This window comes from Paenibacillus sp. FSL P2-0322, from assembly GCF_037975315.1.
Taxonomy (GTDB): domain Bacteria; phylum Bacillota; class Bacilli; order Paenibacillales; family Paenibacillaceae; genus Paenibacillus; species Paenibacillus polymyxa_B.
On sequence record NZ_CP150243.1, the window covers coordinates 5,241,402 to 5,267,227 of the forward strand.

The 25,826-nt window shown below is 51.8% G+C and carries 10 protein-coding genes; 3 read left to right on the forward strand and 7 right to left on the reverse strand.

Annotated features, from left to right (window positions below; translation table 11 throughout):
- Nucleotides 1-522 precede the first annotated feature (522 nt).
- Genes MKY24_RS23290 through MKY24_RS23300 form a run of 3 tightly spaced genes read right to left on the reverse strand, consistent with a single transcriptional unit; the run spans nt 523 to nt 2,036 of the window.
- A complete protein-coding gene (locus MKY24_RS23290; protein ID WP_068938306.1) occupies nt 523-1,119 on the reverse strand; it encodes a DedA family protein in 597 nt (198 codons plus the stop codon).
- A complete protein-coding gene (locus MKY24_RS23295) occupies nt 1,120-1,401 on the reverse strand; it encodes a hypothetical protein (RefSeq protein WP_053326162.1) in 282 nt (93 codons plus the stop codon).
- 44 nt (nt 1,402-1,445) lie between these two features.
- Complete coding sequence (locus tag MKY24_RS23300; protein WP_339200980.1) at nt 1,446-2,036, reverse strand: DedA family protein; 591 nt, start codon at nt 2,034-2,036, stop codon at nt 1,446-1,448.
- 809 nt (nt 2,037-2,845) lie between these two features.
- On the opposite strand from MKY24_RS23300, the gene MKY24_RS23305 reads away from it, so the two are divergent.
- The 3 genes from MKY24_RS23305 to MKY24_RS23315 all read left to right on the forward strand — a co-directional run bounded on the left by MKY24_RS23305 (nt 2,846) and on the right by MKY24_RS23315 (nt 5,352).
- Entirely contained in the window at nt 2,846-3,412 is a 567-nt protein-coding gene (locus MKY24_RS23305; protein ID WP_081391175.1) for a methyltransferase domain-containing protein, read from the forward strand.
- Between the two features lie 163 nt (nt 3,413-3,575).
- Nucleotides 3,576-4,256: a response regulator transcription factor gene (locus MKY24_RS23310; RefSeq protein WP_339200982.1), complete on the forward strand. Its 681-nt coding sequence runs from the start codon at nt 3,576-3,578 to the stop codon at nt 4,254-4,256.
- Entirely contained in the window at nt 4,249-5,352 is a 1,104-nt protein-coding gene (locus MKY24_RS23315; RefSeq protein WP_076264957.1) for a HAMP domain-containing sensor histidine kinase, read from the forward strand. Before MKY24_RS23310 ends, MKY24_RS23315 begins: the two co-directional genes overlap by 8 nt.
- A gap of 92 nt (nt 5,353-5,444) precedes the next feature.
- On the opposite strand, the gene MKY24_RS23320 is transcribed toward MKY24_RS23315, so the two are convergent.
- From MKY24_RS23320 to MKY24_RS23335, 4 genes are all read right to left on the reverse strand, one after another.
- Complete coding sequence (locus tag MKY24_RS23320; RefSeq protein WP_023990460.1) at nt 5,445-5,720, reverse strand: hypothetical protein; 276 nt, start codon at nt 5,718-5,720, stop codon at nt 5,445-5,447.
- Nucleotides 5,695-5,949, reverse strand: coding sequence for a hypothetical protein (locus tag MKY24_RS23325; protein ID WP_028541742.1), 255 nt, complete (start codon nt 5,947-5,949; stop codon nt 5,695-5,697). The genes MKY24_RS23320 and MKY24_RS23325 overlap by 26 nt, the downstream gene beginning before the upstream one ends.
- Nucleotides 5,950-6,095: 146 nt before the next feature.
- The gene (locus tag MKY24_RS23330) at nt 6,096-6,404 is read right to left on the reverse strand and encodes a hypothetical protein (RefSeq protein ID WP_155613695.1); all 309 of its coding nucleotides are present in this window, start codon (nt 6,402-6,404) and stop codon (nt 6,096-6,098) included.
- Between the two features lie 456 nt (nt 6,405-6,860).
- Entirely contained in the window at nt 6,861-25,622 is an 18,762-nt protein-coding gene (locus MKY24_RS23335; RefSeq protein WP_339200984.1) for a non-ribosomal peptide synthase/polyketide synthase, read from the reverse strand.
- Nucleotides 25,623-25,826 lie beyond the last annotated feature (204 nt).

Consider the following 25,826-nt stretch of genomic DNA (forward strand, 5'->3'; position numbering starts at 1 on the left):
TCGGGAGTTGGTGGGGGTATATCTGACCTATGACGATTAATATTTTTAAATCAGCATTTCGCCTTATGTGAAAATCGTTTGAGCTGCTAGAATATATAGCAACAGTGAAATCATAACTTTGTTGTATTTCCTTTAAATCTATCAAAAGAGAACTTGCGAACCTTCGGGCAAATCGAAAATGTATTTAAACATGTGTCGGGTCAGTTTAAAAAAAGGGGAAAATAAAGGCTGGTCTAGCTTTAGAAAAAAATATCCCGCTTGTAATCGATTTACAAACAAATTGATACAAGTTATTACAATGGCGAAACTGAGATATGCAATAACAAGACTGAAAACTAACGCCAAAAAAATCTCAAAGCAAACATTTCTTTTGCCGTTTATCAGTTTCAATTTTCTACCCAACTCCCCAAACGGTTTTTTATATATCGCGGCTCTCTTGGGAGATCATCTATTTTCTCGTGTAAATTCAGAATTTGAACTACTACCGTATTATCTAAATCTCCTAAAGGTTGATTCCACACATCACGCTTTGCTCCTTTTCCGACTTTTAAGAATCATGAATATGACAATTCCTATGATTAAGGCAAGTCCCACATATATACCGTAGTGATAAATCATTGTCCCGATTGTTTCCACATGACCACCTGCAAATTGGCCAACTACAAAAAAGACAGACGTCCAAACAAGCCCGGCTGTATAGGAATAAAGAATATAACGGCGAAATGACATTTTATTAATTCCGACTAAATAGGGAACAATATGCCTCACCACCGGAAAAAAGTAGCTAAAACTCAATGCAATATTTCCATATTTATTTAGAAGGTGTTCTGATGTTTGTATATGCTTCCCCAAATTTTTTTTATGGCGAAGTTTATCCAGCACCGGCGAACCGAAAAACCTGCCTAGAATATAACCAAGAGATAGCCCGGAGATAACTCCTAAATAAGTGATAATAAATGCTGGGAAATAATGGAGTAATCCTACTTTGCTAACGGCTCCGCCGGTCATAACGACAACCTCGTCCGGTATTGGCATTCCAACAATTCCGAGCCATAATGCAAAGAATAAAGCAGCATAACCAAACTGCGCAATCCAATGAATTAGTGTATCATAACTCACTTAAATCCCCTCCTTCTTACGGCATGTATAAACAAAAGCAGGAGGAAAATTGAGGGGCACAAAATCGATTTTATCAATAGCAGATCGATTTACTCGCAGTTCGATAAAGCGTGTGATAGCTCCTGTGCCAGAACCGAATTCTGCAATTGTGCTCACATCATCCCATGACACAGATTGAACCATTTTACTCGCCAGAAACCATGAACTGGGCAAAACACTTCCAACTCGCTTTGGATTTTTAATAAATCGTTGCAAGAACATTGCATACTGATTTGAAGTCAAATGACTCTCCCCCTTTCTTCTATTTTTTTCATTTGTTCACCAGCTTATGCAGTAAAGTTGGATAATTTCGACTTGAACCACTTGGTTGTGATAAAGGTGCCAACGGCTATCATTAGAGCAACCACGGCCAATTTAGAATCGATCAAATCTAGCAAAGCCAATATATAATGTCCAAGGAACTTGCCAAAGGTAAAGAACGTAGCGGTCCAAACAAACGCGCTGGAATACGAAATCAAAGCAAACTTCTTGTATGAGGTACCGTTTAGACCAACGAATACAGGCAAAATATACCGAATGACTGGTATGAAATGTCCAAGACACATTGCGATATCTCCGTGCTGTTCAAAAAATTTCTCTGCTTTCTGAAAGTGACGGTTGTTTTGAAACTTTAGTTTAAATTTTTCTCCAAAGATTCTGCCCGCAAAATAAGCAATTGTAATTGCTGTAAATAAGCCAGCGAGAATAACAATATATACAATCCACGGGTTTAAAGCTCCGTTGTTACTCAAAATTCCACCTGTTAGTATGGTTATTTCATTTGGAACCGGGACGCCGAATGGGCCTAGGCAGAAGGCTAAGAAAAAAAAGAGATATCCATAATGATCGACTAGCTGTAAGACGATATCACTAATCATGTTCTAACCTCCTCGTTAATGTCGATGAAAGTATATTATTATAAAAATCTTAGGAGCTTATAGGGATATTTCTAAAGAAATTCTGAAGTAATACAAAAACGCCTTTAATTCTCCCCTCCAAGCCATGGCTTGACATCTTAAACTGTTTTACGCCCAATGTAGGAAAGGTCTGATCAGCTTTTAACCAAGCTAATCAGACCTCAACTTTATCCTAACACTTTGGTAATTCTACTTCTTTAGCACTAATGGAAATTGAAAAAGAGAGAGTTCACTCTCCTATTCCCGCTCGTACTAGTGAAACCATAGCTTCACATACAAGTAGAAGAAAATACACGATCTCATAAACATCCCCCTCCCCAACATTATGAAGGGATACAAATTAGAGTCGCACTAGGTCTTTCTATAGCCATAAATATCATTGAGTTGCGTGGCGGAACAGTTTGCCCTTATAAAAAAGCCTTACCGACTTGGTTGGTAAGGCTTTTTGGGTTGGATGATATAGATTTTAAACCTTCCATAGATGAATCTTTAGATTTTCTTTAGAAATATACTCATTAATTCCTTAGTTTTTTTCATTATGATTTCTGTATCGAAACAATAAAGAGGTGCAGAAATAGAGAGATTGGGCCATGTGCATCGGTATGTTCTTCCCAATCGTACGATATTTTCTCCCTATGTCTTCACTTCAATTTTCTCATTTTTAATCGTTCCGGTATCCATTCGTTTCGATAAAAGAAATAAATTTGTTAATTTTTGTGCCATATTCAGCATTGTTCCTGACAATAAAAACAGTAATGGAGGAAAATCAGTTGAAACTTAATGAATACCTTTTATTTTTGCAAAGCTTTATTCGCAGCCCCAAAAATGTAGGCAGTGTTATACCAAGCTCCCGGTTTCTAGCGACCAAAATGGTTAAACAAGCCCCCTGGAACGAGATTAAGGCAGTCGCAGAACTCGGATCGGGCACAGGTGCCATCACCCGTTTTATCAACGCCCAGGTGAGTGAACCCACGAAAGTGTTATTGTTTGAGATGAATGAGACTATGAGGAATAATTTACAGACAGAATACCCAGACTTCTCCTGTCATCCGAACGCTGCTCAGTTAGTAGAAGCAATGAAGAAAGAGAACATTCATCAGCTGGATTGTATTTTTAGCGGACTACCTTTTTTTAATTTTGAGCGTGAATTGAGAGATACCTTGGTTGAACAGATCTATAAAGCACTCAAACCTGGAGGCTTGTTTATCGCCTTTCAATATTCGCTTCAAATGAAAAAGCAGCTTTCCGAAAAATTTATCATTGAAAAAATTGATTTAGTACCTTTCAATATCCCTCCCGCTTTCGTTTACGTCTGTCGCAAAAAGGAAACAATTTAAATGATGATGGCACTTTCATTCACTCCATTAAATGTTTTGCTTATGCGTATGTAGAAAAAGTGAAGACTTTACCTTATTATCAGGATATCTATACTAGTTGCGTAATTTCAGGTACCTTAAATACCTTTATTCTACCCAGTCAAAAAAGAAGGAGCAGTCAGTAATGAATACCATTCTTGTTGTGGATGATGATTCCGAGATTCGGGATGTCATTCATGTATATCTACGTAATGAAGGATACCATGTGATTGAAGCAGCCGATGGTGAAGAAGCCCTGGATGCCATAAAGACAACACCGATTCAACTGGTTATCTTGGATGTCATGATGCCACGAATTGATGGAATCAGAGCATGCCTTAAAATAAGGGAAATATCGAATACTCCGATTATCATGCTGTCAGCCAAGGAAGAAGATATTGATAAAATTAACGGACTGACTACCGGGGCCGATGACTACATGATCAAACCGTTCAATCCATTAGAATTGCTTGCTCGTGTAAAAGCACAGCTACGTCGTCAAACATTAATAGGAAAAGAAGAATTTAATTCCCTTATTCTTATTAAAGACCTGATCATCGATAAGAGTAAACATTCCGTAAAGTTAAAGGGCAACGAAATTTCGTTGACTCCTCTGGAGTTTGCTATTCTGGTCTTGCTTGCCAGCCATCCTGGGCAAGTTTTTAGTTCGGAGCACATTTACGAAAATGTATGGAAGGCGCCATATGGATTTTCTGATAATACCGTAATGGTTCATATTCGTAATTTACGAGAAAAATTAGAGCAGTTCCCAAGAGATCCTCAGTATATTAAAACGGTGTGGGGAGTTGGCTATAAAATTGAATGAACATGTACAAAAGTCAAAACGAAAAAAACGGATTCAAGTCAACATTTTAATCAGAATGGTGCTAAGTTTTATTATCGCCATTGCTATAAATGATATTCTCATTTTACTTTTCTTGAAAATTAGCAGTACTATGGAATGGCATTGGTTTCGCAATTTTTTTCCTTATCTTCTTACCCCCTTGTTTATGGTAACGTTTATTTTCACTTTTTTAGTTTTGACACGGCGAATCGTTAGAGACTTAATTACATTGGAGCAAGGGCTTCAGATTATTTCCGAAGGTAATTTAAAATATCGGGTGCCTGTTGTTCGGCAAGATGAACTTGGACGGGTTGCGCTCAACATCAATCGAATGACAGAACGTTTAGAGCAACAGATTGTAAAAGAACGTGAAATAGAGAAATCCAAGATGGATTTGATCACAGGTATTTCACATGACTTGCGCACGCCTCTGACAAGCATTATCGGCTATATCGAGCTTTTAAGAACAGACTCATATCAGGATAAAGATGAATATACGCGCTTTGTTCAAAACACCTATAACAAAGCAATTCATTTGAAGAAGTTGCTCGATGACTTGTTCGAATATACTCGGCTCACTTCAGTCGATACCCACTTAAATCTGAGAAGGATCAATTTATTTCAACTCTTGGATCAATTGCTGTTCGAGTTCGAACCCATTGCTCAAGAAAACGGTGTGTATATCGTAAAAGATATCGGTGATTCCCCAATCGTTGCCTCCATTGATAGCGATAAAATTGCCAGAGCAATCGATAATCTTCTCATGAACGCCTTAAAATATTCCTTGAAGCCTGGAGGCATTAGCATTCGACTGAAAACAAGTCCTAAGCAAATTACGATTGAGGTCGAAAATAAAGGAGCTCCCCTCACGCAAGATCAAGAGGAGAAGCTATTTGATCGTTTTTATAAGGTTGACCATTCAAGAAGTAGCGAAGGTATCCAAACTGGAGCAGGACTGGGTCTTTCCATCGCTAGGAATATTGTTGAGTTACATCAAGGCACCCTAACGCTCAATCATAGTCATAACGTATTTACATTCCAATTGAATTTACCTTTTGTAAACAACTCAAGTAGCTAACCGCAGTCCTTAAAGAATATTTATACAGTGGCGGATTATTATAATTTTACATCTTAATAAATCCATTTACAGCGACTCAGGATATTCCTATTTCATAACCATTTCCTCAATATACTGAATGTCGCATATAACGTGCTTAAATGATCAATTTTCTTTTTCAAAGAATTATCTCTAATAATCTGTCCATCTTTAGTCCATTGTCCATATATTTGAACTAACCGCCCTGTAGTTCGTGAGAGTTCAAGAAGAAGTGCTGTCTTCAGATGCTCTTTTTGAACTAAAGTTAGGTTATTATCCATTTTTATTTTATTAAATTCTTCTATCAAATCTCTTACTAGTTCATTATTCACTTCTTTCAATGAAGCCATTGTCTTCTCCAAGAGCTTCACGTTTCCTTATTATCTCTTGATACCCTGGAACTAAACATACTTCGGTTTGGACATCTTTGTACTCTAATTCAGCAGATTTATAGATTGATTTTCCGCAAATAGTTAAAAAGTAGCTCAATTTATCTAAGTTTGGTTTCGCTAAATTCTTTTTCCCATTAAGTTGACCCTTGTGAACATAGTCCTTAAGTGAATCAATTATATCCACCATTAAACCGATAAACTCTTCCTTCTGATCTTCCTTAAAATTTTTTTACTCTCTCAATTAAATTGTCATAATAAACTGACAATTGGTTCTCGTTCGAGATATTTGAGACAAGTGTATTTATAAGTAACGAAAGATGTGATACGCAACAATTAGCAATAATAAGAATTTATAACAGTTTGAACTCTTCTGTCATCTAGTGAATTCAAACTATCTATTATTGGTTTAATATTAGTAGGTAATGGAACAAAGTAATCACCCCCTTCATCATATTCTTCGTAATCGAGTTCAGTTCCGTTAACGTCTTCTTTTCTAATTGTTGATTCTTCCTCTTCAATGTTATAAACCAGTTTACCAATTGCAGGTACAGGTATTATATCCTCTTCGTCTGTAATCGTTCTAAGTTTATAAATTCCATTATCGTGCTTTATTACTTTTATTTGTTGTTCTAAGGCTTCCAAGGTATCTAGTGTCACGAGAGCCGCACAGTCTTCGTGCCATCATACGATATTAAAAAACCTAATGAGGTGAGCCTATTGTTCGTTCAATTAACCGTGAGTGAGATAATGATCTGAAAACAAAAAAACTGCACAAAAAATATCTCGATGGATAAGCCTTGAAAAAACAGCATCATTTTATGATAAATCTAAATGGGATTTATGCAGGAAATGCAGGATATAAAGAGAGTCTTAAAAATCTCAATTCAGCTTATTCGACCCCTTTTACAAAAAAAACTACCAAGCAGATTTGGATGGTAGTCTGTTGTGTTTTGTCGATTTTCCAATAAATTGAAATAGTTACTCAGCGGCACTTGACGTCAGATTCCTGTGGTGGATTTTTCCCTTTCATTTGGAAAAAAACACCCGGCAGGATGCGTACCGAGAGAAATACGGCATACACCCAAGCCGGGTAAGGGATTAGAAAATAATATCAATGGCCTCTAGCACATCTTGCTCCTGTTCGGATTGCCCGTTCAGGGAAATATCCTTCAACAGCACCGAAGGCTGTTCGCAAATTTGGGTGATGATCACGAGCAGGTCCTGAGCGAAATTGTCGATCAGATTGAGCGTAAACAACTTGGTGGCATATTCAAACTGCCCGTTCATTCCCTCATCCAGCAACGAAATGACCAAGGTAAGATCAAATTGGGAAACCGTATGAGTTTCCGGATAAGATTCGATCTTGATATCCCCGAAGCTTTGAACGTTATCTTCCTTGGTTTCTAGAGCAAACATGACATCGAATACAGGATTGCGGCTTTGATCTCGCGGCGCCTGCAGCTTTTTCACAAGCTCCTCGAACGGATAATCCTGGTGGTCGTAGGCCCCCAGCATCGTTTCTTTGACTTCGTTCAAGTAAGCGAGGAACGTCTTCTCCCCGGACGGATAATGGCGAATCGCCAAAGTGTTGACAAACATTCCGATGAGCGGCTCCAGGTCGGCATGTGTGCGGCCCGAAACCGGCGTGCCTACAATGAAGTCTTCTTGTCCCGAGTACTTGCTGAGCAGGATTGAATAGGCCGCCAATAACACCATATAAAGGGTGGCACCGTTCTCATCGGCGATGCGCTGCAAGCTGTCGGTCATCTGCTTGTCGATGCTGAAAGGCAGCACATCTCCCTCAAAGCTGCGAGCGGCAGGTCTGACAAAGTCCGTAGGCAGTTCAAGCGTCGGCAGTTCGCCTTCCAGCACGTCCAGCCAGTAGGCTTCCTGACGTTTCAGCCGCTCTTTTACAGGTTCGGACTGCTGCCAAGCGGCGAATTCCTTGTATTGAATCCGAAGCGGTTCCAGAGTCTCGCCGTTATACAGGCGCAGCAGCTCTTCGACGAAGATGCCCATCGACATGCCATCCGTGACGATATGATGAATGTCCAGCATGAGCAGATGTCGTTCCGCTTCCCATTCGACTAAGCCCACACGCAGCAGCGGCGGCCGCTCCAAATCAAAGACGCGTACAAAGCCGTCTACGATGCTCTTCGTTTCACTTTCCGTCGCTTTCGTATACTCGACGGCAAACTTCAAGTCCGGATAAATCCGTTGTACCGGTTCGCCGTCGACCATTTCGAAGCCGGTTCGCAAAATTTCGTGACGAGCTATCAATCCTTTGAGCGCCGCCTCGAATTGATTCCGTTCCAAGCGCCCGACGAGAACCGTCATGCCGGACATGTTGTAGCTAAGCTCGGCGCCTTCCATCTGCTGCTGGATGTACAGCCGTTTTTGCACGGAGGAAAGCGGATAGTAATCCCTCTTATCCAGAACCGGAATGGAGAGGTATTCCTGCCGCTCCAATTGGCTGATCGCTTCGGCCATCGCTTCGATGGTCGAGTGCCGGAACACATCGCGCAGCGGCAGGTCCACCCTCAGCTCCTTGTGCAACTTGCTGACCAGCGTCGTCGCCCGCAGGGAGTGCCCGCCGAGGTCGAAGAAGTTGTCCGTCACGCCAATCGTGACCGGCCCGAGCACGTCCTGCCAGATGGCGACCAGTTTCGCCTCCAGTTCGGTGCGCGGCGCCACGTATTCGCGGCCTGCGCTTGCTCCCCCTTCCGGCGCCGGCAGCGCCTTCCGGTCGATTTTCCCGTTCGGCGTCAGAGGCAGGCGCTCCAGCTCCACGAAGTACGACGGGATCATGTAACCCGGCAGCTCGCTGGAGATCGCCCGTTTCAGGTCCGCCGCCGTCAAGCCTTCTTCCGCTGTATAATAAGCGCACAAAGCTTTCTGACCTTCTTGATCTTCCCTGACGACGACGACCGCTTCCTTCACGCCACCTACACTCAGCAGCTTCGCTTCGACTTCGCCCGTCTCAATCCGGTACCCCCGGATTTTCGCCTGGTTGTCGATCCGGCCGATGAAGTCCACGTTGCCGTCTTCCATCCACCGCGCCAAGTCTCCTGTGCGGTACAGCCGCTCGCCCGCGGCGAACGGGCTGTCTACGAACTTCTCTTCTGTCAGCTCCGGACGGTTCAAGTACCCGCGCGCTACTCCGACTGCGCCGATGACCAGCTCGCCCAGCACCCCGACCGGCACCGGATTCAGATGCGCATCCACGATGTAGAATTTCGCATTCAGCCACGCTTTGCCGATTGGCACATGGCCTGTCTGCGGCAGCTTCGCCAGCTCCTCGTCGTAGAAGCTTGAGTCGATCGCCGCTTCCGTCACGCCGTATGCGTTGATGATCCGGAACAACGAGCCGAAGCGTTCCTGCAAGGTCCGGTAATCCGCCACGCTGCAGCTGTCTGAGCTCGTGATCAACAGCTCCATCCAGCTCATATCCAGCCGCTGCTCGTGCACGTACTCCAGGAACGGCACGATCAGCGCCGGTGTCGATTCGAAGATGGTGATCCGCTCCCGCTCCATCCAGTGGTGCAGACGAGACGGATCGATCCGGTCGTCCTTCGGCACAATCACCATCGTGCCTCCGTTGTACAGCGTCCGCGCGATATCTCCCACGAACACGTCGAACGAGAAGCTTGCGAGCTGCAGCAGCCGCACCGGGAACTGATCCAACCGGTATTCCCGCCGGTAGCCCGCCGCCGTGTTCACCAGGCTGCGGTGCTCGATCATCACGCCCTTCGGCTTGCCCGTCGTTCCCGACGTATAGATCACGTACGCCAGATCCTCCGGACGGGCTTCATGGAAGCTGTCGGCATTCGTCCGCTCCTCGCTGTACGACGCTTCGTCGTCCAGGTACAGCACCGCCGCCAGCGCCAGCTCCTCTTCGCCGAGCCAGGCTTCGGCACGCTCTCGCAGCGGCGTTTGCGTCAGCAGTACCTTCGCTCCGCTGTCTTCAAGCATGAACCGCACGCGGTCCGCCGGATAATCCGGGTCGAGCGGCACATACGCCCCGCCCGCTTTCCAGACGGCCAGCACGGCCACCAGCAAGTCCACCGAACGCTCGGCGAGAATGCCGACGATCGTCTCCCGGCCGATGCCGCTTGCGCGCAGCGTAGCCGCCAAGCGATTCGCCCGCTCGTTCAGCTCCGCATAGGTCAGCCGGTCATTCTCGTACACGACGGCCGCCTCTTCCGGCGTGCACTCCGCCTGTTCCTCAAACAGCCGGTGGAACGCGGCCGTAGGAGCCGCCTCCGGCTGCGCCGGGTTAAACGCGCCGAGAATTTGCTCTTTTTCCGCCGGTGTCAAAATGCCCAGCTCGGCAATAGTCGCCGATGGGTTGCGAAGAATGGATTCAAGCAGCTGCAAGTAGTGAGCGGCCAATTTCTCCACCGTTTCGGTTTTATAAAGAGCAGTGGCGTATTCAAACAGATATTCCAAGCCTTCCTCGATCTCCGTGACGTCCAAGCTGAGATCGAATTTAGAAACAATTTCTTCGCTGGCATACGTCGACAAATGGAGTCCGGGAAGCTGGATTTCCAAATTCTCTGTATTCTGCAAAGCAAACATCGTATCGAACAGCGGATTGCGGCGTAAATCACGAGCCACGTTCACCTTATCCACCAGTTCCTCAAACGGATAATTCTGATGTTCAAAAGCGCCCAGCGTCGTCTCCTTGATTTCCTTCAAGTAGTCAAGGAACGTCTTACCGGCAGCCGGATAACTGCGGATGGCCAGGGTATTGACGAACATCCCGATCAGCGGCTGAACGTCGCTATGATTTCTTCCCGCAATCGGCGTACCGACCACCACGTCTTCTTGCCCTGTATATTTATGCAATAATATTGTATAACCAGCAAGCAGAACCATGTAAAGCGTTGCGCCGTTCTCGGCTGCAAGCCGTTTCAGACCCTCGCTTTTCTCGCTATGCATAAACAATTGCAGCGTGCGGCCCTCGTAGCTCTGCATAGCCGGGCGCGGATAGTCCGTCGACAATTCCAAAACCGGCAGCTCTCCGCGGAACATGTCGAGCCAGTAGGCTTCCTGCTTGGCAAGCTGAGCTTTCTGCACGTCCGATTGCTGCCATACCGCATAATCTTTGTACTGAATGCGGAGCGGCTCCAACTGCTCCCCGCTGTACAAGCGGACGAACTCTTCGATCAGTACGTCAATCGAAACGCCGTCAGATACGATATGATGCGTATCGAACATTAGAATGTGCCGGTCCGGCGCCAGTTCGGCAAGGCCTACCCGCAGAAGTGGCGGCTTCGCTAGATCAAACGGACGAACGAATTGGCGCACCGTTTCTTCCGCCTGCTCCCCGCTGATCTGCACATATTCCACCTGGAAGGCGGCTTCTTCGTAAATCCGCTGAACCGCTTCGCCTTTTACCATCTCAAAGCCGGTACGCAGCGTTTCATGACGAGCTACGAGCCCCCGGAACGCTTCTTCAAACCGCTGCCGGTCGAGCTCCCCTTCGAGCAGCATAGCTCCCGGTATGTTGTAGCTCAGCTCGGCTCCTTCCAGCTGGTTCAAGATATAGAGACGTTTCTGAGCGGAAGAGAGCGGATAATACTCGCTAGGTTCCGCAGCCGGAATAGCCGTGAACGAGCCGATCTCCAGCCGCTCCATAGCCGCGGCCATTTCCTCAACCGTCGAGTAGCGGAATACGTCGCGAAGCGGGAATTCAACGCCTAGCTCCTTATGCATTTTGCTGACAAGCGTCGTCGCCCGCAGGGAGTGTCCGCCGAGGTCGAAGAAGTTGTCCGTTACGCCTACCGCCTTCTCCCGAACAAGCACATCCTGCCAAATGGCGGCCAGCTTCGCCTCCAGTTCGGTGCGCGGCGCCACGTATTCGCGGCCTCCGCCTGCTCCCCCTTCCGGTGCCGGCAGCGCCTTCCGGTCGATCTTTCCGTTCGGCGTCAGAGGCAGGCGCTCCAGCTCCACGAAGTACGACGGGATCATGTACCCCGGCAGCTCGCTGGCAATCGCCCGCTTCAGGTCCGCCGCCGTCAAGCCTTCTTCCGCTGTATAATAAGCGCACAAAGCTTTCTGACCTTCTTGATCTTCCCTGACGACGACGACCGCTTCCTTCACGCCACCTACACTCAGCAGCTTCGCTTCGACTTCGCCCGTCTCAATCCGGTACCCCCGGATTTTCGCCTGGTTGTCGATCCGGCCGATGAAGTCCACGTTGCCGTCTTCCATCCACCGCGCCAAGTCTCCTGTGCGGTACAGCCGCTCGCCCGCGGCGAACGGGCTGTCTACGAACTTCTCTTCTGTCAGCTCCGGACGGTTCAAGTACCCGCGCGCTACCCCGACTCCGCCGATGACCAGCTCGCCCAGCACCCCGACCGGCACCGGATTCAGATGCGCATCCACGATGTAGAATTTCGCATTCAGCCACGCTTTGCCGATCGGCACATGGCCTGTCTGCGGCAGCTTCGCCAGCTCCTCGTCGTAGAAGCTTGAGTCGATCGCCGCTTCCGTCACGCCGTATGCGTTGATGATCCGGAACAACGAGCCGAAGCGTTCCTGCAAGGTCCGGTAATCCGCCACGCTGCAGCTGTCCGAGCTCGTGATCAACAGCTCCAACCGGCTCATATCCAGTTGCTGATCGTGCACGTACTCCAGGAACGGCACGATCAGCGCCGGTGTCGATTCGAAGATGGTGACCCGCTCCCGCTCAATCCAGTAGTGCAGACGAGACGGATCGATCCGGTCGTCCTTCGGCACAATCACCATCGTGCCTCCGTTGTACAGCGTCCGCGCGATATCTCCCACGAACACGTCGAACGAGAAGCTTGCGAGCTGCAGCAGCCGCACAGGGAACTGATCCAACCGGTATTCCCGCCGGTAGCCCGCCGCCGTGTTCACCAGGCTGCGGTGCTCGATCATCACGCCCTTCGGCTTGCCCGTCGTTCCCGACGTATAGATCACGTACGCCAGGTCCTCTGGACGGGCTTCATGGAAGCTGTCGGCATTCGTCCCCTCCTCGCTGTACGAGGTTTCGTCGTCGAGGTACAGCACCGCCGCCAGCGCCAGCTCCTCTTCGCCGAGCCAGGCTTCGGCGCGCTCTCGCAGCGGCGTTTGCGTCAGCAGCACCTTCGCTCCGCTGTCCTCAAGCATGAACCGCACGCGGTCTGCCGGATAATCCGGGTCGAGCGGCACATACGCCCCGCCCGCTTTCCAGACGGCCAGCACGGCCACCAGCAAGTCCACCGAACGCTCGGCGAGAATGCCGACGATCGTCTCCCGGCCGATGCCGCTTGCGCGCAGCGTAGCCGCCAAGCGATTCGCCCGCTCGTTCAGCTCCGCATACGTCAGCCGGTCGTTCTCGTACACGACAGCTGCCGCTTCCGGCGTGCGTTCCGCCTGTTCCTCGAACAGCCGGTGGAACGCCGACGCAGGAGCCGCTTCCGGCTGCGCTGGGTTAAACGCGCCAAGAATTTTCTCTTTTTCCGCCGCCGTCAAAAGCTCCAACTGATTCACGCGGATGTTCGGGTTAGCCCCAACCTTCTCCAGTGCCCGGGCAAAATGACCGTGGATCAGCCTGATGTCTTCCTCTCTGAACGTCAGCGCATTGTACGTAAACCGCAGCAAAATATGCTCTTCCGGAATGACGGTAATGTCCAGGTCGTAGTTCGTTTGCTCCGGCGACTGGATATTAGCGATTTTCAGCGCTTCTTTGTCTCCGCCGACGACCTGCTCAATCTGTTCTTCCATCGGATAATTTTCAAAGACCATGATATGGTTGATCAAGTCGCGCTTTTGCTCGCTCAGCGACTGAATTTCGAACAGCGGGAACGTTTCGTAAGCTCCCGATGCCAGCGCTTGATCCTGGGTTTTTCTCAAGATATCGGCTACCGTCTCCTCGGCTTTGCCTTGAATACGGACCGGGATCGTATTAATAAACAGGCCGATCATGCTTTCGATGCCCGGAATTTCCGCCGGACGCCCGGATACGACGGAGCCGAATACGACATCCTCGCTGTTGTTGTATACCTGCAGAACCAGTCCCCATACGGTCTGCATGAACGTATTGAGCGTCACCTGCTGCTGGCGCGCCACCCGCTCGATTTGCCCGGTCAGTTCCTTGCTGAGTTCCACATCGATTTCAGCCGTTTCAAAAGCGCCCTGCTTCAGCTGCGTTTTCTCCTGGGGCAGCTTGGTCTGCTGATCGTAACCCGCCAAATACTCGGACCAGTAACGCGAAGCTTTCGCGGCATCTTGAGCTTCCAGCCATTCGATATACCGGGAGTACGAGGTAACCGGAGGAAGCTCCAGCGTCCGCTTCTCCTGGAACGCGAAGTAGGTGTCGAACACTTCCTTGATCATGAAGGACATGCACCAGCCGTCCATCAAAATGTGATGGTGACTCCAGATCACATGGTAGGACTCGTCGCCCGTTCGCAAAACTGTCACGCGCATAAGAGAGCCTCGGGCCAAATCGAACTTGTTCGCTTTATCTGCGCTGACGAAATCGGCTATCATCTTCTCCGGGTCATCATCGCTTACTGAGCGAATATCTTCGAAGTACACTTCACACTTCCGCTCGCGGAATACCACTTGAATCGGCTCGTCTCTCCAGCCGGTAATAAAGTTGGTCCGCAGCGCCTCATTCCGCTGCACCAGCGTATCCAATCCTTGGGTGAAGGCTTCGACATTCAGGCTTCCGTACAAATCGAAGGTCACCTGTTCGAAGTAAGCTTCCGAATCGGCATCCAGCAGGCTGTGGAACAACATCCCTTTTTGCAGCGGAGTCAGGGTGTATACATTCTCCAGTTCGCCGAGCGCCGCCGTATGTTCGGTCAGCCGCTCCAGTTCCTCCAACGTCACATCTTGAAGCAGTACGTCGCTAGGCGTAAGCTCCGGCCGCTCTTTCGATACGCAATGGCTGATGACTTCACGCAAGCTCGAATGAAGCAGGGTGCCCAGGCGCTCTACCGTTTCCCGTTTATACTGGGTTTCCCCATAACGGATCGTGAGTTCCTGCACTCCTTCCGACACCATACCGTTGATATCGAGGACATAATCCATCACTGCATTCGGGCTTGAATCGGAGCCCGGGCTGAACGGAGACGGCCTCGAGCCGCTGCTTTCGTAATCCTGGTCGAACTGACCCAAATAGTTAAAGCTGATCTCCGGCTCCAAAGCGAAGCGCTCGCCGTCACGCGGCGCCGACAAATAACGCAGGATGCCGTAGCCGATTCCTTTGTTCGGAATGCGGCGCAAGCTTTCTTTAACCTGTTTCACCTGATGACCGAGCGCCTGGGCGTGACCCGGCTCCAGAACGACAGGGAATTGGCTTGTAAACCAGCCTACCGTGCGCGTAATGTCCACATCCGGCAAAATATCTTCCCGGCCGTGGCCTTCGAGATTCACCAGCACGCGTTCCCGGCCGCTCCAAGCTTGTACCGCGAGGCCAAGCGCGGCAAGCAGCAAATCGTTCATTTCCGTATGGTAAGCACGGTGTGCCTGCTTCAGCAGCTGTTCGGTTTCCTCCGCCGTCCAGCGAACGGTCACGAGCCCGCTGTCCTTCAGCTTGGATCTGCCTTGTTCAAAATCTTTCGGAAGCGGCTCATAGGTCAATTGCTCGATATGCTGCCAATACTCTCTCTCGCTTTCCATCGCCGGACCGTTCGCATAATCAGCGAGCTGTTTCGCCCACGTTTGGAATGAATCCGTTTTGAGCGGCAGACGGATCGGCTGCCCTTGCAGCGCCTGCTCATAGCCGGCAGCAAAATCCTCAAGCAGAATCCGCCAGGATACGCCGTCTACGACCAAGTGATGGATCGCGATGAGCAGGTGGTCGCCGTCGTCGCAGCGGAACAAGCCGAGCTTCACCAGCGGACCGTTTTCCAGATCGATGCTCGCTTGAATGTCATTCGCCTTAGCCTCTACCGCTTCTTTCACGTCGCCGACTCCCTTGAAATCGACAACTTCCAGATCGAACAGCGCTTCGTTCTCCCCGGCGCCGCGGTTCCAGGCGGTATAGCCGTTCTCGGTTTGGCGGTAAACCGTACGGAGAGCATCGTGATGCACGACAAGCTGACGCACCGCTTGGCGTAAAGCTTCTTCGTCAAAGCCTTGCTTGGAGAACTGCATGAACGCCTGGTTGCTGTGATGCACGTCGGCCGGATTTTGTTCAAAGAACCAGCGCTGAATCGGGGTCAAGATGACCTCTCCCGTCACTTCGGCCTGGCTTGCCGTTCTCTCCGCCGTTTGCAGCTGCAAACTAAGGGCGGAAATCGTCGGGTAATGGAACAAATCTTTCATGACCAGCTTGTACCCCGTTTGCAAAAGACGGGACGATACCTGCAAGGCCTTGATCGAATCGCCGCCGAGCGCAAAGAAATTGTCCATCGTGCCGACCTGATCCACGCCCAGCACCGACTGCCAGACCGATGCAAGTGCTTGCTCGGCAGGAGTACGAGGCGCCGTGTATGCAGCCTCGGCACGAATGCTTCCTTCCGGCACAGGCAGCGCTTTACGGTCGATCTTCCCGTTCGGCGTAAGCGGCATTTGATCCAGGCGCATGATGCGCGAAGGCACCATATGGGAAGGCAGCGCGGCGTCCAGATGGGCCACAAGCCCTTCCAGATCGAAGCTGGAATCCGCTACGACATACCCGCACAAATATTTCTGCCCCCGCTCGTCCGTCCGGTCGATGACAAGCGCTTGACGCACGCCGGCAACATTTTTCATGGCCGCTTCAATTTCACCAAGCTCGATCCGATAGCCGCGAATTTTCACCTGGTTGTCGATCCGGCCGATGAAGTCCACGTTGCCGTCCGGCATCCAGCGCGCCAGGTCACCCGTCCGGTACAGCCGCTCCCCAGCGGCGAACGGGCTGTCTACGAATTTCTCCGCCGTCAAATCCGGGCGGTTCAAGTAACCGCGGGCCACACCCGCTCCGCCGATAACCAGCTCGCCCAACACCCCGATCGGCACCGGCTTCAGATTCGCATCCACGATGTAGAACTTGGCGTTCAGCCACGCTTTCCCAATCGGCACGCTGCCCGTCTTCGGCAGCTTCTCCAGCGGCTCGTCATAGAAGCTGGAGTCAATCGCCGCTTCCGTTACGCCGTAGCTGTTAATAATACGGAACTGCGAGCCGAAGCGCTCCTGCAAGGTGCGGTAATCCGCTACGCTGCACGCATCCGAGCTTGTGATCAGCAGCTGCATCGAGCTGAGGTCCAGACCCTCGGCATGCACATGCTCCATGAACGGCACGATCAGCGCTGGCGTCGATTCGAACACCGTCACGGCGTAGTCGCGAATCCAGCCGTAGAGGCGGGTTGGATCAATCCGGTCGTCCTTCGGCACGATGACCATGGTGCCGCCGTTGTACAGCGTCCGCGCAATGTCGCCGACGAACACGTCGAACGAGAAGCTGGCGAGCTGCAGCAGCCGGATCGGGAACTGATCCAGGCGGTAGTCCCGCCGGTAGCCCGCCGCCGTGTTCACCAGGCTGCGGTTTTCCACCGCCACGCCCTTTGGACGGCCCGTCGTACCGGAGGTGTAGATGACGTAAGCCAAATCGCGCGGCTTGTTCACATTCGCCGGATTCGATGCGAGATCCGCCGCTAGTACGTTCTTCTCGGCTTCTGCCGTGGCGGACGTTTCGGCAGCAGCCGTTTCCGCTTGCGCCAAAGCCTCCGCCTCTGCGCCTGCTTCGCCCACAGCCGCTTCCGCCGCTCCGAGGCTGTACGTCGCGGCGTCGTCAAGCGCAAGCACCGTTTGCAGCACTAGAGCTCCGTCGCGGCGCCAAGCTTCCGCCTGCTCCAGCAGGCGGGTCTGCGTGAGCAGCACCGACGCCCCGCTGTCCGCGAGCATATACTCGATCCGCTCCGCCGGATAGTCCGGGTCGAGCGGCACATAAGCGCCGCCCGCTTTCCATACGGCGAGCACCCCGATCAACAGCTCCGCCGAACGGCCGGCCAGAATGCCGACCACCTGCTCCGGCTTCACCCCGCGCGCCCGCAGTGCATACGCCAGACGATTCGCTTTGGCGTTCAGCTCCGCATACGTCAGCTTGCTGTCTTCGTAGACAACCGCCAGCGCTCCCGGAGTGCGCTCCGCCTGCTCCTCGAACAGCTCGTGGAACGTTCTCTCTCTCCACGACTCATCCGCTTCCAAACCTGTACCCTCTGCGGCGGGTTGCTTCGCAAGAGCCGAAGACGACACGTCAAACCCGACCAGCAAATCATGCTTTTCGCTGTCCGTCAAGATATCCAAATCCGAAATCCGTGCACCCGGCTGAGCCAGGATCGACGCCAAAAGCTGCTCGTAATGACCCGCCAGCCGTACCATCGTTTCCTGTCTAAACAACGAGGTAGCGTACTCGATCTTGCAAACCAGCTCGTTATCGGCTTCCACGATATCAAAGCTAAGATCAAACTTTGCCGTCTTTTCCTCGATGTCGAACAGCGACCATTGCAAGCCTTCCAGGGTTAAATCCAAGCTTTCGTGCTTTTGCAAAGAAAACATGGTGTCAAACAGAGGATTCCGGCTTAAATCCCGGCTCACCTGAAGAGCTTCCACCAGCTCCTCGAACGGATAGTCCTGGTGCTCGTAGGCTCCAAGCGTCGTTTCCTTCACTTCCTGCAAGTAATCCAGGAACGTCCGCTCCGCCGCCGGACCCAAGCGAAGGGCCAGCGTATTGACGAACATGCCGATAATCGGCTGCAGGTCGGCGTGAGAACGGGCGGCAATCGGAGTGCCGACCACTATATCTTCCTGTCCCGCGTATTTATGAAGCAATACGGAGTACGCAGCCAGCAGAAGCATGTACAGCGTCGCTCCCGAATCGCTGGCAAGCCGTTTGAGAGCTTCGCTTTTCTCCGCATCCAGCGTAAACGTGAGCGTTTGACCGTCAAACTGCTGGACGGCCGGGCGGGAGAAGTCGAGAGGCAGCTCAAGAACCGGAAGCTCGGAGCTGAATACCCCGCGCCAGTATTCCTCCTGCCGTTTGATGCGCTGCCGTTGCTCCTCGGATTGCTGCCAAACGGCGTAATCCTTGTATTGAATCCGCAGCTCCGGCAATTCTTCCCCATTGTAAAGCCGCACGAATTCACGCAGCAGCACGTCCATGGAAAGGCCGTCGGAACCAATATGATGAATATCCAGCGCGAGCAGGAATTTCTCTTTCTCCAGTTCGATCAGCAGGGCGCGCAGCAAAGGCGGCTGGGTCAAGTCAAAAGGCTGAATGAAGCCTTCAAGAATGGCCGCAACCTGATCTTCGCTTGCTTGAAGCTTCTCGACCTTGAAAGCTACAAGCGGATGAATACGCTGAACCGGCTCCCCATTCACGATTTCAAATCCGGTGCGCAGCATATCGTGCCGGGCCACCAAAGTAGTCAGCGCCTTTTCCACTTTGGCCTCGTTCAAAGCCCCTCTCAATTGCAAGGCGCTTGGGAGATTATAATTCAGCTCCAAGCTATCCAGCTGGTGCAGGACGTACAGCCTTTTTTGCGCGGAGGAAACCGGATAGTACGCTTTCTCTTCCGCTTTCGGAATCGAGCTGTGCTGCGATTCTTCCAAGCTGGCAATAGCCCCGGCCATCGACTCTACCGTCGTATAGCGGAACACATCGCGCAGCGGAAGTTCGACGTTCATTTCCTTCTGAATCTTGCTGACAAGGTTCGTCGCCCGCAAGGAGTGGCCTCCGAGCTCGAAGAAATTGTCCAGGACTCCAATACCGGAGTAACCCAGCACTTCCTCCCAGATCTTCACAAGCTCGGACTCCGTCCGGTTACGCGGTGCTACATATTCGACGCCCGTCTGCAAGCTGCCTTGGGGCTCCGGCAGCGCTTTGCGGTCTACTTTGCCGTTGGCCGTCAGCGGCATGCGCTCCAGCTGCACGAAGTACGACGGGATCATGTACCCCGGCATTCCCTGGGCCAGCGAGGTTCTCATTTCGCTGACCGTCAGTGTCCGGTCCGCCACAAAGTAGGCGACAAGTGCCTTCTCGCCCCCGCCGTCCTGACGGGCAAGCACCACCGCTTCTTCCACGCCCTCGACGTTCAGCAGCTGCGTCTCGATTTCGTCCAGTTCGATCCGGTAACCGCGGATTTTGACCTGGTGATCGATTCGGCCCAGGTATTCGATATTGCCGTCCGGCAGCCAAGCCGCCAAGTCGCCCGAGCGGTACAGTTTCTCCCCCTCCGCAAACGGGGAATCGACGAACTTCTCCGCCGTCAGATCCGGACGGTTCAGATATCCTCTTGCAAGGCCTTCCCCGGCCACGTACATTTCGCCCGCTACGCCGATCGGCACAGGGCGGCAGCTTTCATCCAGGACGTACACCCTCAGCGTCGGGATCGGCTTGCCGATATTGCTCTTCGCCGCCTCCATTTCGACCCACGTTATTTCCTTATATGTAACGTGAACCGTCGTCTCGGTAATGCCGTACATATTGATTAGCTTCGTCGTCGGGTACTTCGTCTTGAAGCCCTTGAGCAGCAGCGGACTCAGCGCTTCGCCCCCAAAGATCACATTGCGAATACGCAAATCGTATGGATGATCCGTCAAGACCTCACGCAGCAGCTGGTAGAAGTACGTTGGTGTCTGGTTCAAAATGGTAACCTGTTCGCGGCCCAGCAGCGCCAGGAAATCGGCCGGATTTTTCGCCGTCAGCGGCGGTACGATGACCAGCTTGCCTCCGTACAGCAGCGCTCCGTACATTTCCCAGACAGAGAAATCGAAGCAGAACGAGTGGAACAGCGTCCACGTGTCGGACGGCCCGAAGTCGAACAGTTTCTTGTCGTTGAACAGGAGCCGCACGACGTTCTTATGCTCGATCAGCGTTCCTTTCGGTCTGCCGGTCGTTCCCGACGTGTAGATGACATATGCCAGGTTGCCCGGCCCGGAAATCGGCTCCAGGTTCGAAGCGTCCAGCACATCGTCGGAGTCCGCTCCTCTGTCGCCCCAAACGAAATCGTCCAATTCGAGGCGCGTTCCTGCGAAGTCGGTCTTCTCGTGCAGATGCTTTTGAATCAGCAATAACGGCGCGCCCGAATCCTCGATCATGAAGCGGATGCGCTCCTCCGGGTAGTCGGGATCGACAGGCACGTAGGCTCCGCCCGCTTTGAGAATCGCCAGAATGCCGACGACCATATCGAGCGAGCGTTCGGCCAGAATCGCTACCAGCTGGTCCGCTTCTACTCCCGTCTCCCGCAGCTTCCGCGCAAGGCGGTTGGATCGCTCGTTCAGCTCGCGGTAGGTCAGCTGCCGCTCGTTCATGACGGCGGCCACGTTGTCCGGGTAAAGCTCCGCCTGCTCTTCGAACAAGCCGTGAATCGTCTGCTGCCGCGGGTAGTCCGCCTCCGAATCGTTGAAACCGCGCACCAGCTCGCGGATTTCCTCCTCCGTGAGCATTTCCAACGAGGCAATATCCCCGTCCGGCGCTGCTGCGATGGTTTCGAGCAGCTTGTCATAATGTCTGGCGAACCGCTCCGCGGTCTCCTGTTTATACAAAGCCGTAGCGTACTCCAACCGGCATTCGAGCTGACCGTCCAGCTCCGAAATATCCAGGAGCAGCTCGAACTTGGATGTTTGGTTTTCCAGTGGATAAAACGATTGCTCCAGCCCCTCGATGACAATTTGCTCGTTCTCCGTATTTTGTAGGGAGAAGAACGTGTCAAAGAGCGGATTCCGGCCGGTCGCGCGCGGAATGTGAAGACTTACTACCAAGTCTTCGAACAAATAATTTTGGTGTTCGAAAGCCCCGAGCGTGATGTCCTTGATTTCTTCCAGGTACGAAAGGTACGGCTTGGAACGCTCCGGACGGCTGCGAATGGCCAGCGTGTTGATAAACATCCCTACGATCGGCTGCACTTCTTCCTGCGTTCTTCCGGCAATCGGCGTTCCTACGATCAGATCTTCCTGACCCGAATATTTATGCATAAGGATGGTGTAAGCCGACAGCAGCACCATGTACAGGGTCGTCCCCGTCCGTGCCGCCAGTTCTTTCAGCTTCTCTGTCCGCTCTTTCCCGATATAAAACTTCACGGTCCGGCCGTCAAAGCTTTGCACGGCAGGCCGCGGGAAGTCCGTCGGCAGCTCCAAGACCGGCAGCTCGCCCGACAGCTGTTCCAGCCAGTACTCCTTCTGCGGCTGGAGCAGCTGCCCGTAAGCTTCGGAATGCTGCCAAACGGCATAATCTTTGTATTGAATGCGCAGCGGGGTCAGCTCCTCGCCCCGATACAGGCGGCTGAACTCGTCGAAGAGCAGCGCTGTCGAAATGCCGTCCGAGACGATATGGTGCATATCGAACAGCAGAATGTGGCGATCCTCGGCGACTTCGATCAGGCCGATGCGGAGAAGTGGGGGCTTGGTCACATCAAACGGATGATAGTAAGCTTCCACCACTTGGTCCACTTCCCGCTCGCTCCCCTGGAAATAATCGACAGCAAACTCCACCTCGTCATAGATGCGCTGGACAAGCTCGCCTTGAACCTGCTCGATCCCGGTACGCAGCGTCTCATGGCGCTGAATCAGCGCCCGGAACGCGTGCTCGACGCGCGTGCGGTCCAGCTTGCCTTCGAGAAGAAGCGCCGCCGACATATTGTAGCTGCGCTCGGCCCCGTCAAGCTGGCGCAGGACGTACAGACGCTTTTGCTCGGATGAAACCGGATAGTACTCGGCCTCAGCCGCCTTTGTGATCTCATACGTCTCCTGCTGCCTTAAACCGCTGATTCTTTGGGCCAGCTGTTCGATCGTGGTGTAGCGGAAAACTTCCCGCAACGGAACCTCGACTTGCAGCTCTTTCCGAATCTTGGAAACAAGCGTGGAGGCCCGCAAGGAATGACCACCCAAGTCAAAGAAATCGTCTTGGACTCCAACTCGCGCAATACCCAGCACCTGCTGCCAAATGAGGGCAAGTCTTGTTTCCAGCGTTGTGCGAGGAGCCACATACTCACGGCCTGCTTCTACCTCTCCGGTCGGTTCAGGCAGCGCTTTACGGTCAATTTTGCCGTTCGGCGTGAGCGGAAGCTTATCAAGAGACACCAGCCGGGCCGGGACCATATGGGCCGGCAGCTCTTGCTTCAATTGGGACAGCAGATCGCTCAGCTGCAAGGAAGCATCCGCCGCCACGTAGCCGCACAAATACTTTTGCCCCTGCTCATCCGTACGGTCGGTCACCACAGCCTGCTTGACGCCCGGGAAACGCAGCAGGGCCGTTTCAATTTCGCCGAGTTCGATCCGGAACCCGCGAATTTTCACCTGATAGTCGATCCGGCCGATGAAGTCGACGTTGCCGTCTTTCAGCCAGCGGGCCAAATCGCCTGTCCGGTACAGACGTTCGCCCGGCACAAACGGGCTGTCCGCAAACTTCTCGGCGGTTAGGTCCGGACGGTTCCAGTACCCGCGCGCCACCCCGGCGCCGCCGATGACAAGCTCGCCCGGAACCCCTACAGGAACCGGCTTTAACGCGGCATCGACAATGTAAAACCGGGCGTTCAGCCAAGCTTTGCCGATCGGCACATGACCCGACGGCGGCAGCTTATCCAGCGGCTCACCGTAAAAGCTGCTGTCAATGGCCGCTTCGGTAACGCCATAGCTGTTGATGATGCGGAATTGTCCGCCGAATCTTTCCTGCAGCAATCGGTAATCGGTGACACTGCAAGCATCCGAGCTGGTAATCAGCAACTGCATGGAGCTAACGTCCAGCCCTTCTTCATAAATATGCTGCATGAACGGCAGGATGAGCGCAGGCGTCGATTCGAATACCGTAATGTTTTGGTCCCGAATCCAGCCGTACAAGAGGTTCGGATCAATCCGGTCATCCTTCGGCACAATCACCATCGTGCCTCCGTTATACAGCGTCCGCGCGATGTCTCCGACGAACACGTCAAACGAGAAGCTGGCCAGCTGCAGCAGCCGCACCGGAAACTGATCCAACCGGTACTCGCGACGGTACGCATCCGCCGTATTCACGAGACTACCGTGCTCGATCATGACGCCTTTCGGGCGTCCCGTCGTACCCGAGGTGTAAATCACATAAGCCAAGTCTTGCAGGGCGCTGCCGGCAGATTCAAATTCCACGGCTAAGGCATCCCCGTTATAAATCTGTTCATCGTCCATGGCATAGACAGCTTGAAGCTTCAGCCGGTCATCGGCCAACCAACCTCCGGCCCGCTCCAACAGATGACGCTGCGTAAGCAGCACCGATGCATCGCTATCGCTGAGCATGTACTCAATCCGCTCCGCCGGATAATCGGGGTCCAGCGGTACATAGGCTCCGCCGGCTTTCCAAACGGCGAGCACCCCGACCAGCAGTTCCACCGAACGCTCCGCCCAGATCCCCGTAATCGTCTCCCTTCCCACGCCCTGTTCGCGAAGGAGAGAAGCCAGCCGCTCGGCGCGTTCGTTCAATTCGCCGTAGGTCAGCTGTTTGTCCATGTAGACGACTGCCGGATGATCCGGAATTTCCCGGGCAAACTTTTCAACATACCGATGAAACGCTTCTCCCTCGCTCAGCCCTGCCACCGGCGGGTTAAAAACGTTGAGAATGCGGTGTCTCTCCTCATCGCTCAGCAGAGAAATCTCGCGTACCGGCAGTTCGGGAGTCTGAAGAAACTGGTCCAGAACGGTTACATACTGTTCCATAATCCGATCAATCTCGGCCGTCTCGAACAGGCCGGTACGATAGGAAGCATGGAGAATTACATGGCCTTCATTCAGCATATGGTCGAAGCGCAGCAGCAAATCGTCCATCTCGTGCCTAGCGAAGTGAGCCTCCAGGCGTACCTTGATTTCTTCGTACTCCACGATTTTCAAAGGCAGATATTCCAGAGACGTGCGGAACAGCCCCGAAAGATCGTTGCGGCCGTGTTGTTCGCGTAAATCCTGGATCAATTGGTTATAAGGGTATTTCTGATACCTCAGATCCGCCGTATTTTCCTTGGAAACCGTTTGGATCAAGGAAAGCACGTGCCTGTCTGGATTCAGACGAATCCGCGTAGCCACGGTGCTGACGAACATGCCGATCGTTTCTTTTTCCTTCTTGCTGGTGCGATTGGCGAAAACCGTGCCGACCGGAACATCGGTGCTGTCGGTCAGCTTGTACAATAAGGCGTACATGGCGGACAGAAATAACGTATATAAGCTGACCTGATATTGTTCGCTAAAGGCCAGAATGCGTTCATACCGGGAACCGTCCAAAGTGATGGCCAGTTTATTGGATTCGCTGCCGATCGAGAATGGCGGATACGATTTAATGCCGGTCGTTTCAGGCAAAGTGTTGTACTTCGTCAGCCAGTATTCCTTGCCTTTTTGATAACGCTGCGATTGCTCATATTCACGCTCCGCGGAAATATAATCCAGATAGGAAGGGGCCTGGTAACTGCTGGAGATGCCTTTGCGCAGTTCCAGGTATTTTTCCATCACCGCATGCAGCAAAGCATTGACGGACAAGCCGTCGGCGATAATATGATTTACCGTCAAATTGAGCCATACTTGGCCGTTCGCAAAATGGATAATCGTAAATTGGTAGAGGTGTTCGTCGAACACGCTGGCCGGTTTTTCGCTTACTTCTTTCACCCAAGCATAGAATTGTTCGGTTGTACCTATTTCGAGGTGGCTTATCCTAGCTTGGACATTCTCCGGCTCTTCGAACCACTGCGTTGGATTTTGCAAATCCCCGCTAATGCGGATTCGGAAAACGTCATAGGTTTTGACGATCTCTGCCGCCGCTTGCTCCAGAAGCTGTGTGTTGATCTCGCCCGTAATCTGGTAGGTCGCGGAAAGCATCGTGATGGACGTTCCCGGATTCATAATTTCCATGAACCATATTCGGCGCTGGGCTTGCGTTAATCCATATTGCTCGTTAGTATTCTCTCTCACATCGACACACTCCCAGTTTAGAGATTCTTTATAGATAGGCTTCGTACCTAGATGTCACTTAGTCACTCTTAGAAGAACCGCGCAGGCCATTCCCGGAACGGCTCCTTCGGACTCTTCCTCCTTTTTCGTGTCTACGTTTTCTGGTAACTACCGGTTATAAAGTCATACCTCGGATTACTAAAAGACTCTGTCGCATTCGCAAGC

Coding starts and splice junctions, on each gene's coding strand:
- MKY24_RS23325 (WP_028541742.1), bottom strand. CDS start 5,949: ATGGTGGATATAATTGATTCACTTAAGGACTATGTTCACAAGGGTCAA.
- MKY24_RS23310 (WP_339200982.1), top strand. CDS start 3,576: ATGAATACCATTCTTGTTGTGGATGATGATTCCGAGATTCGGGATGTC.
- MKY24_RS23320 (WP_023990460.1), bottom strand. CDS start 5,720: ATGGCTTCATTGAAAGAAGTGAATAATGAACTAGTAAGAGATTTGATA.
- MKY24_RS23300 (WP_339200980.1), bottom strand. CDS start 2,036: ATGATTAGTGATATCGTCTTACAGCTAGTCGATCATTATGGATATCTC.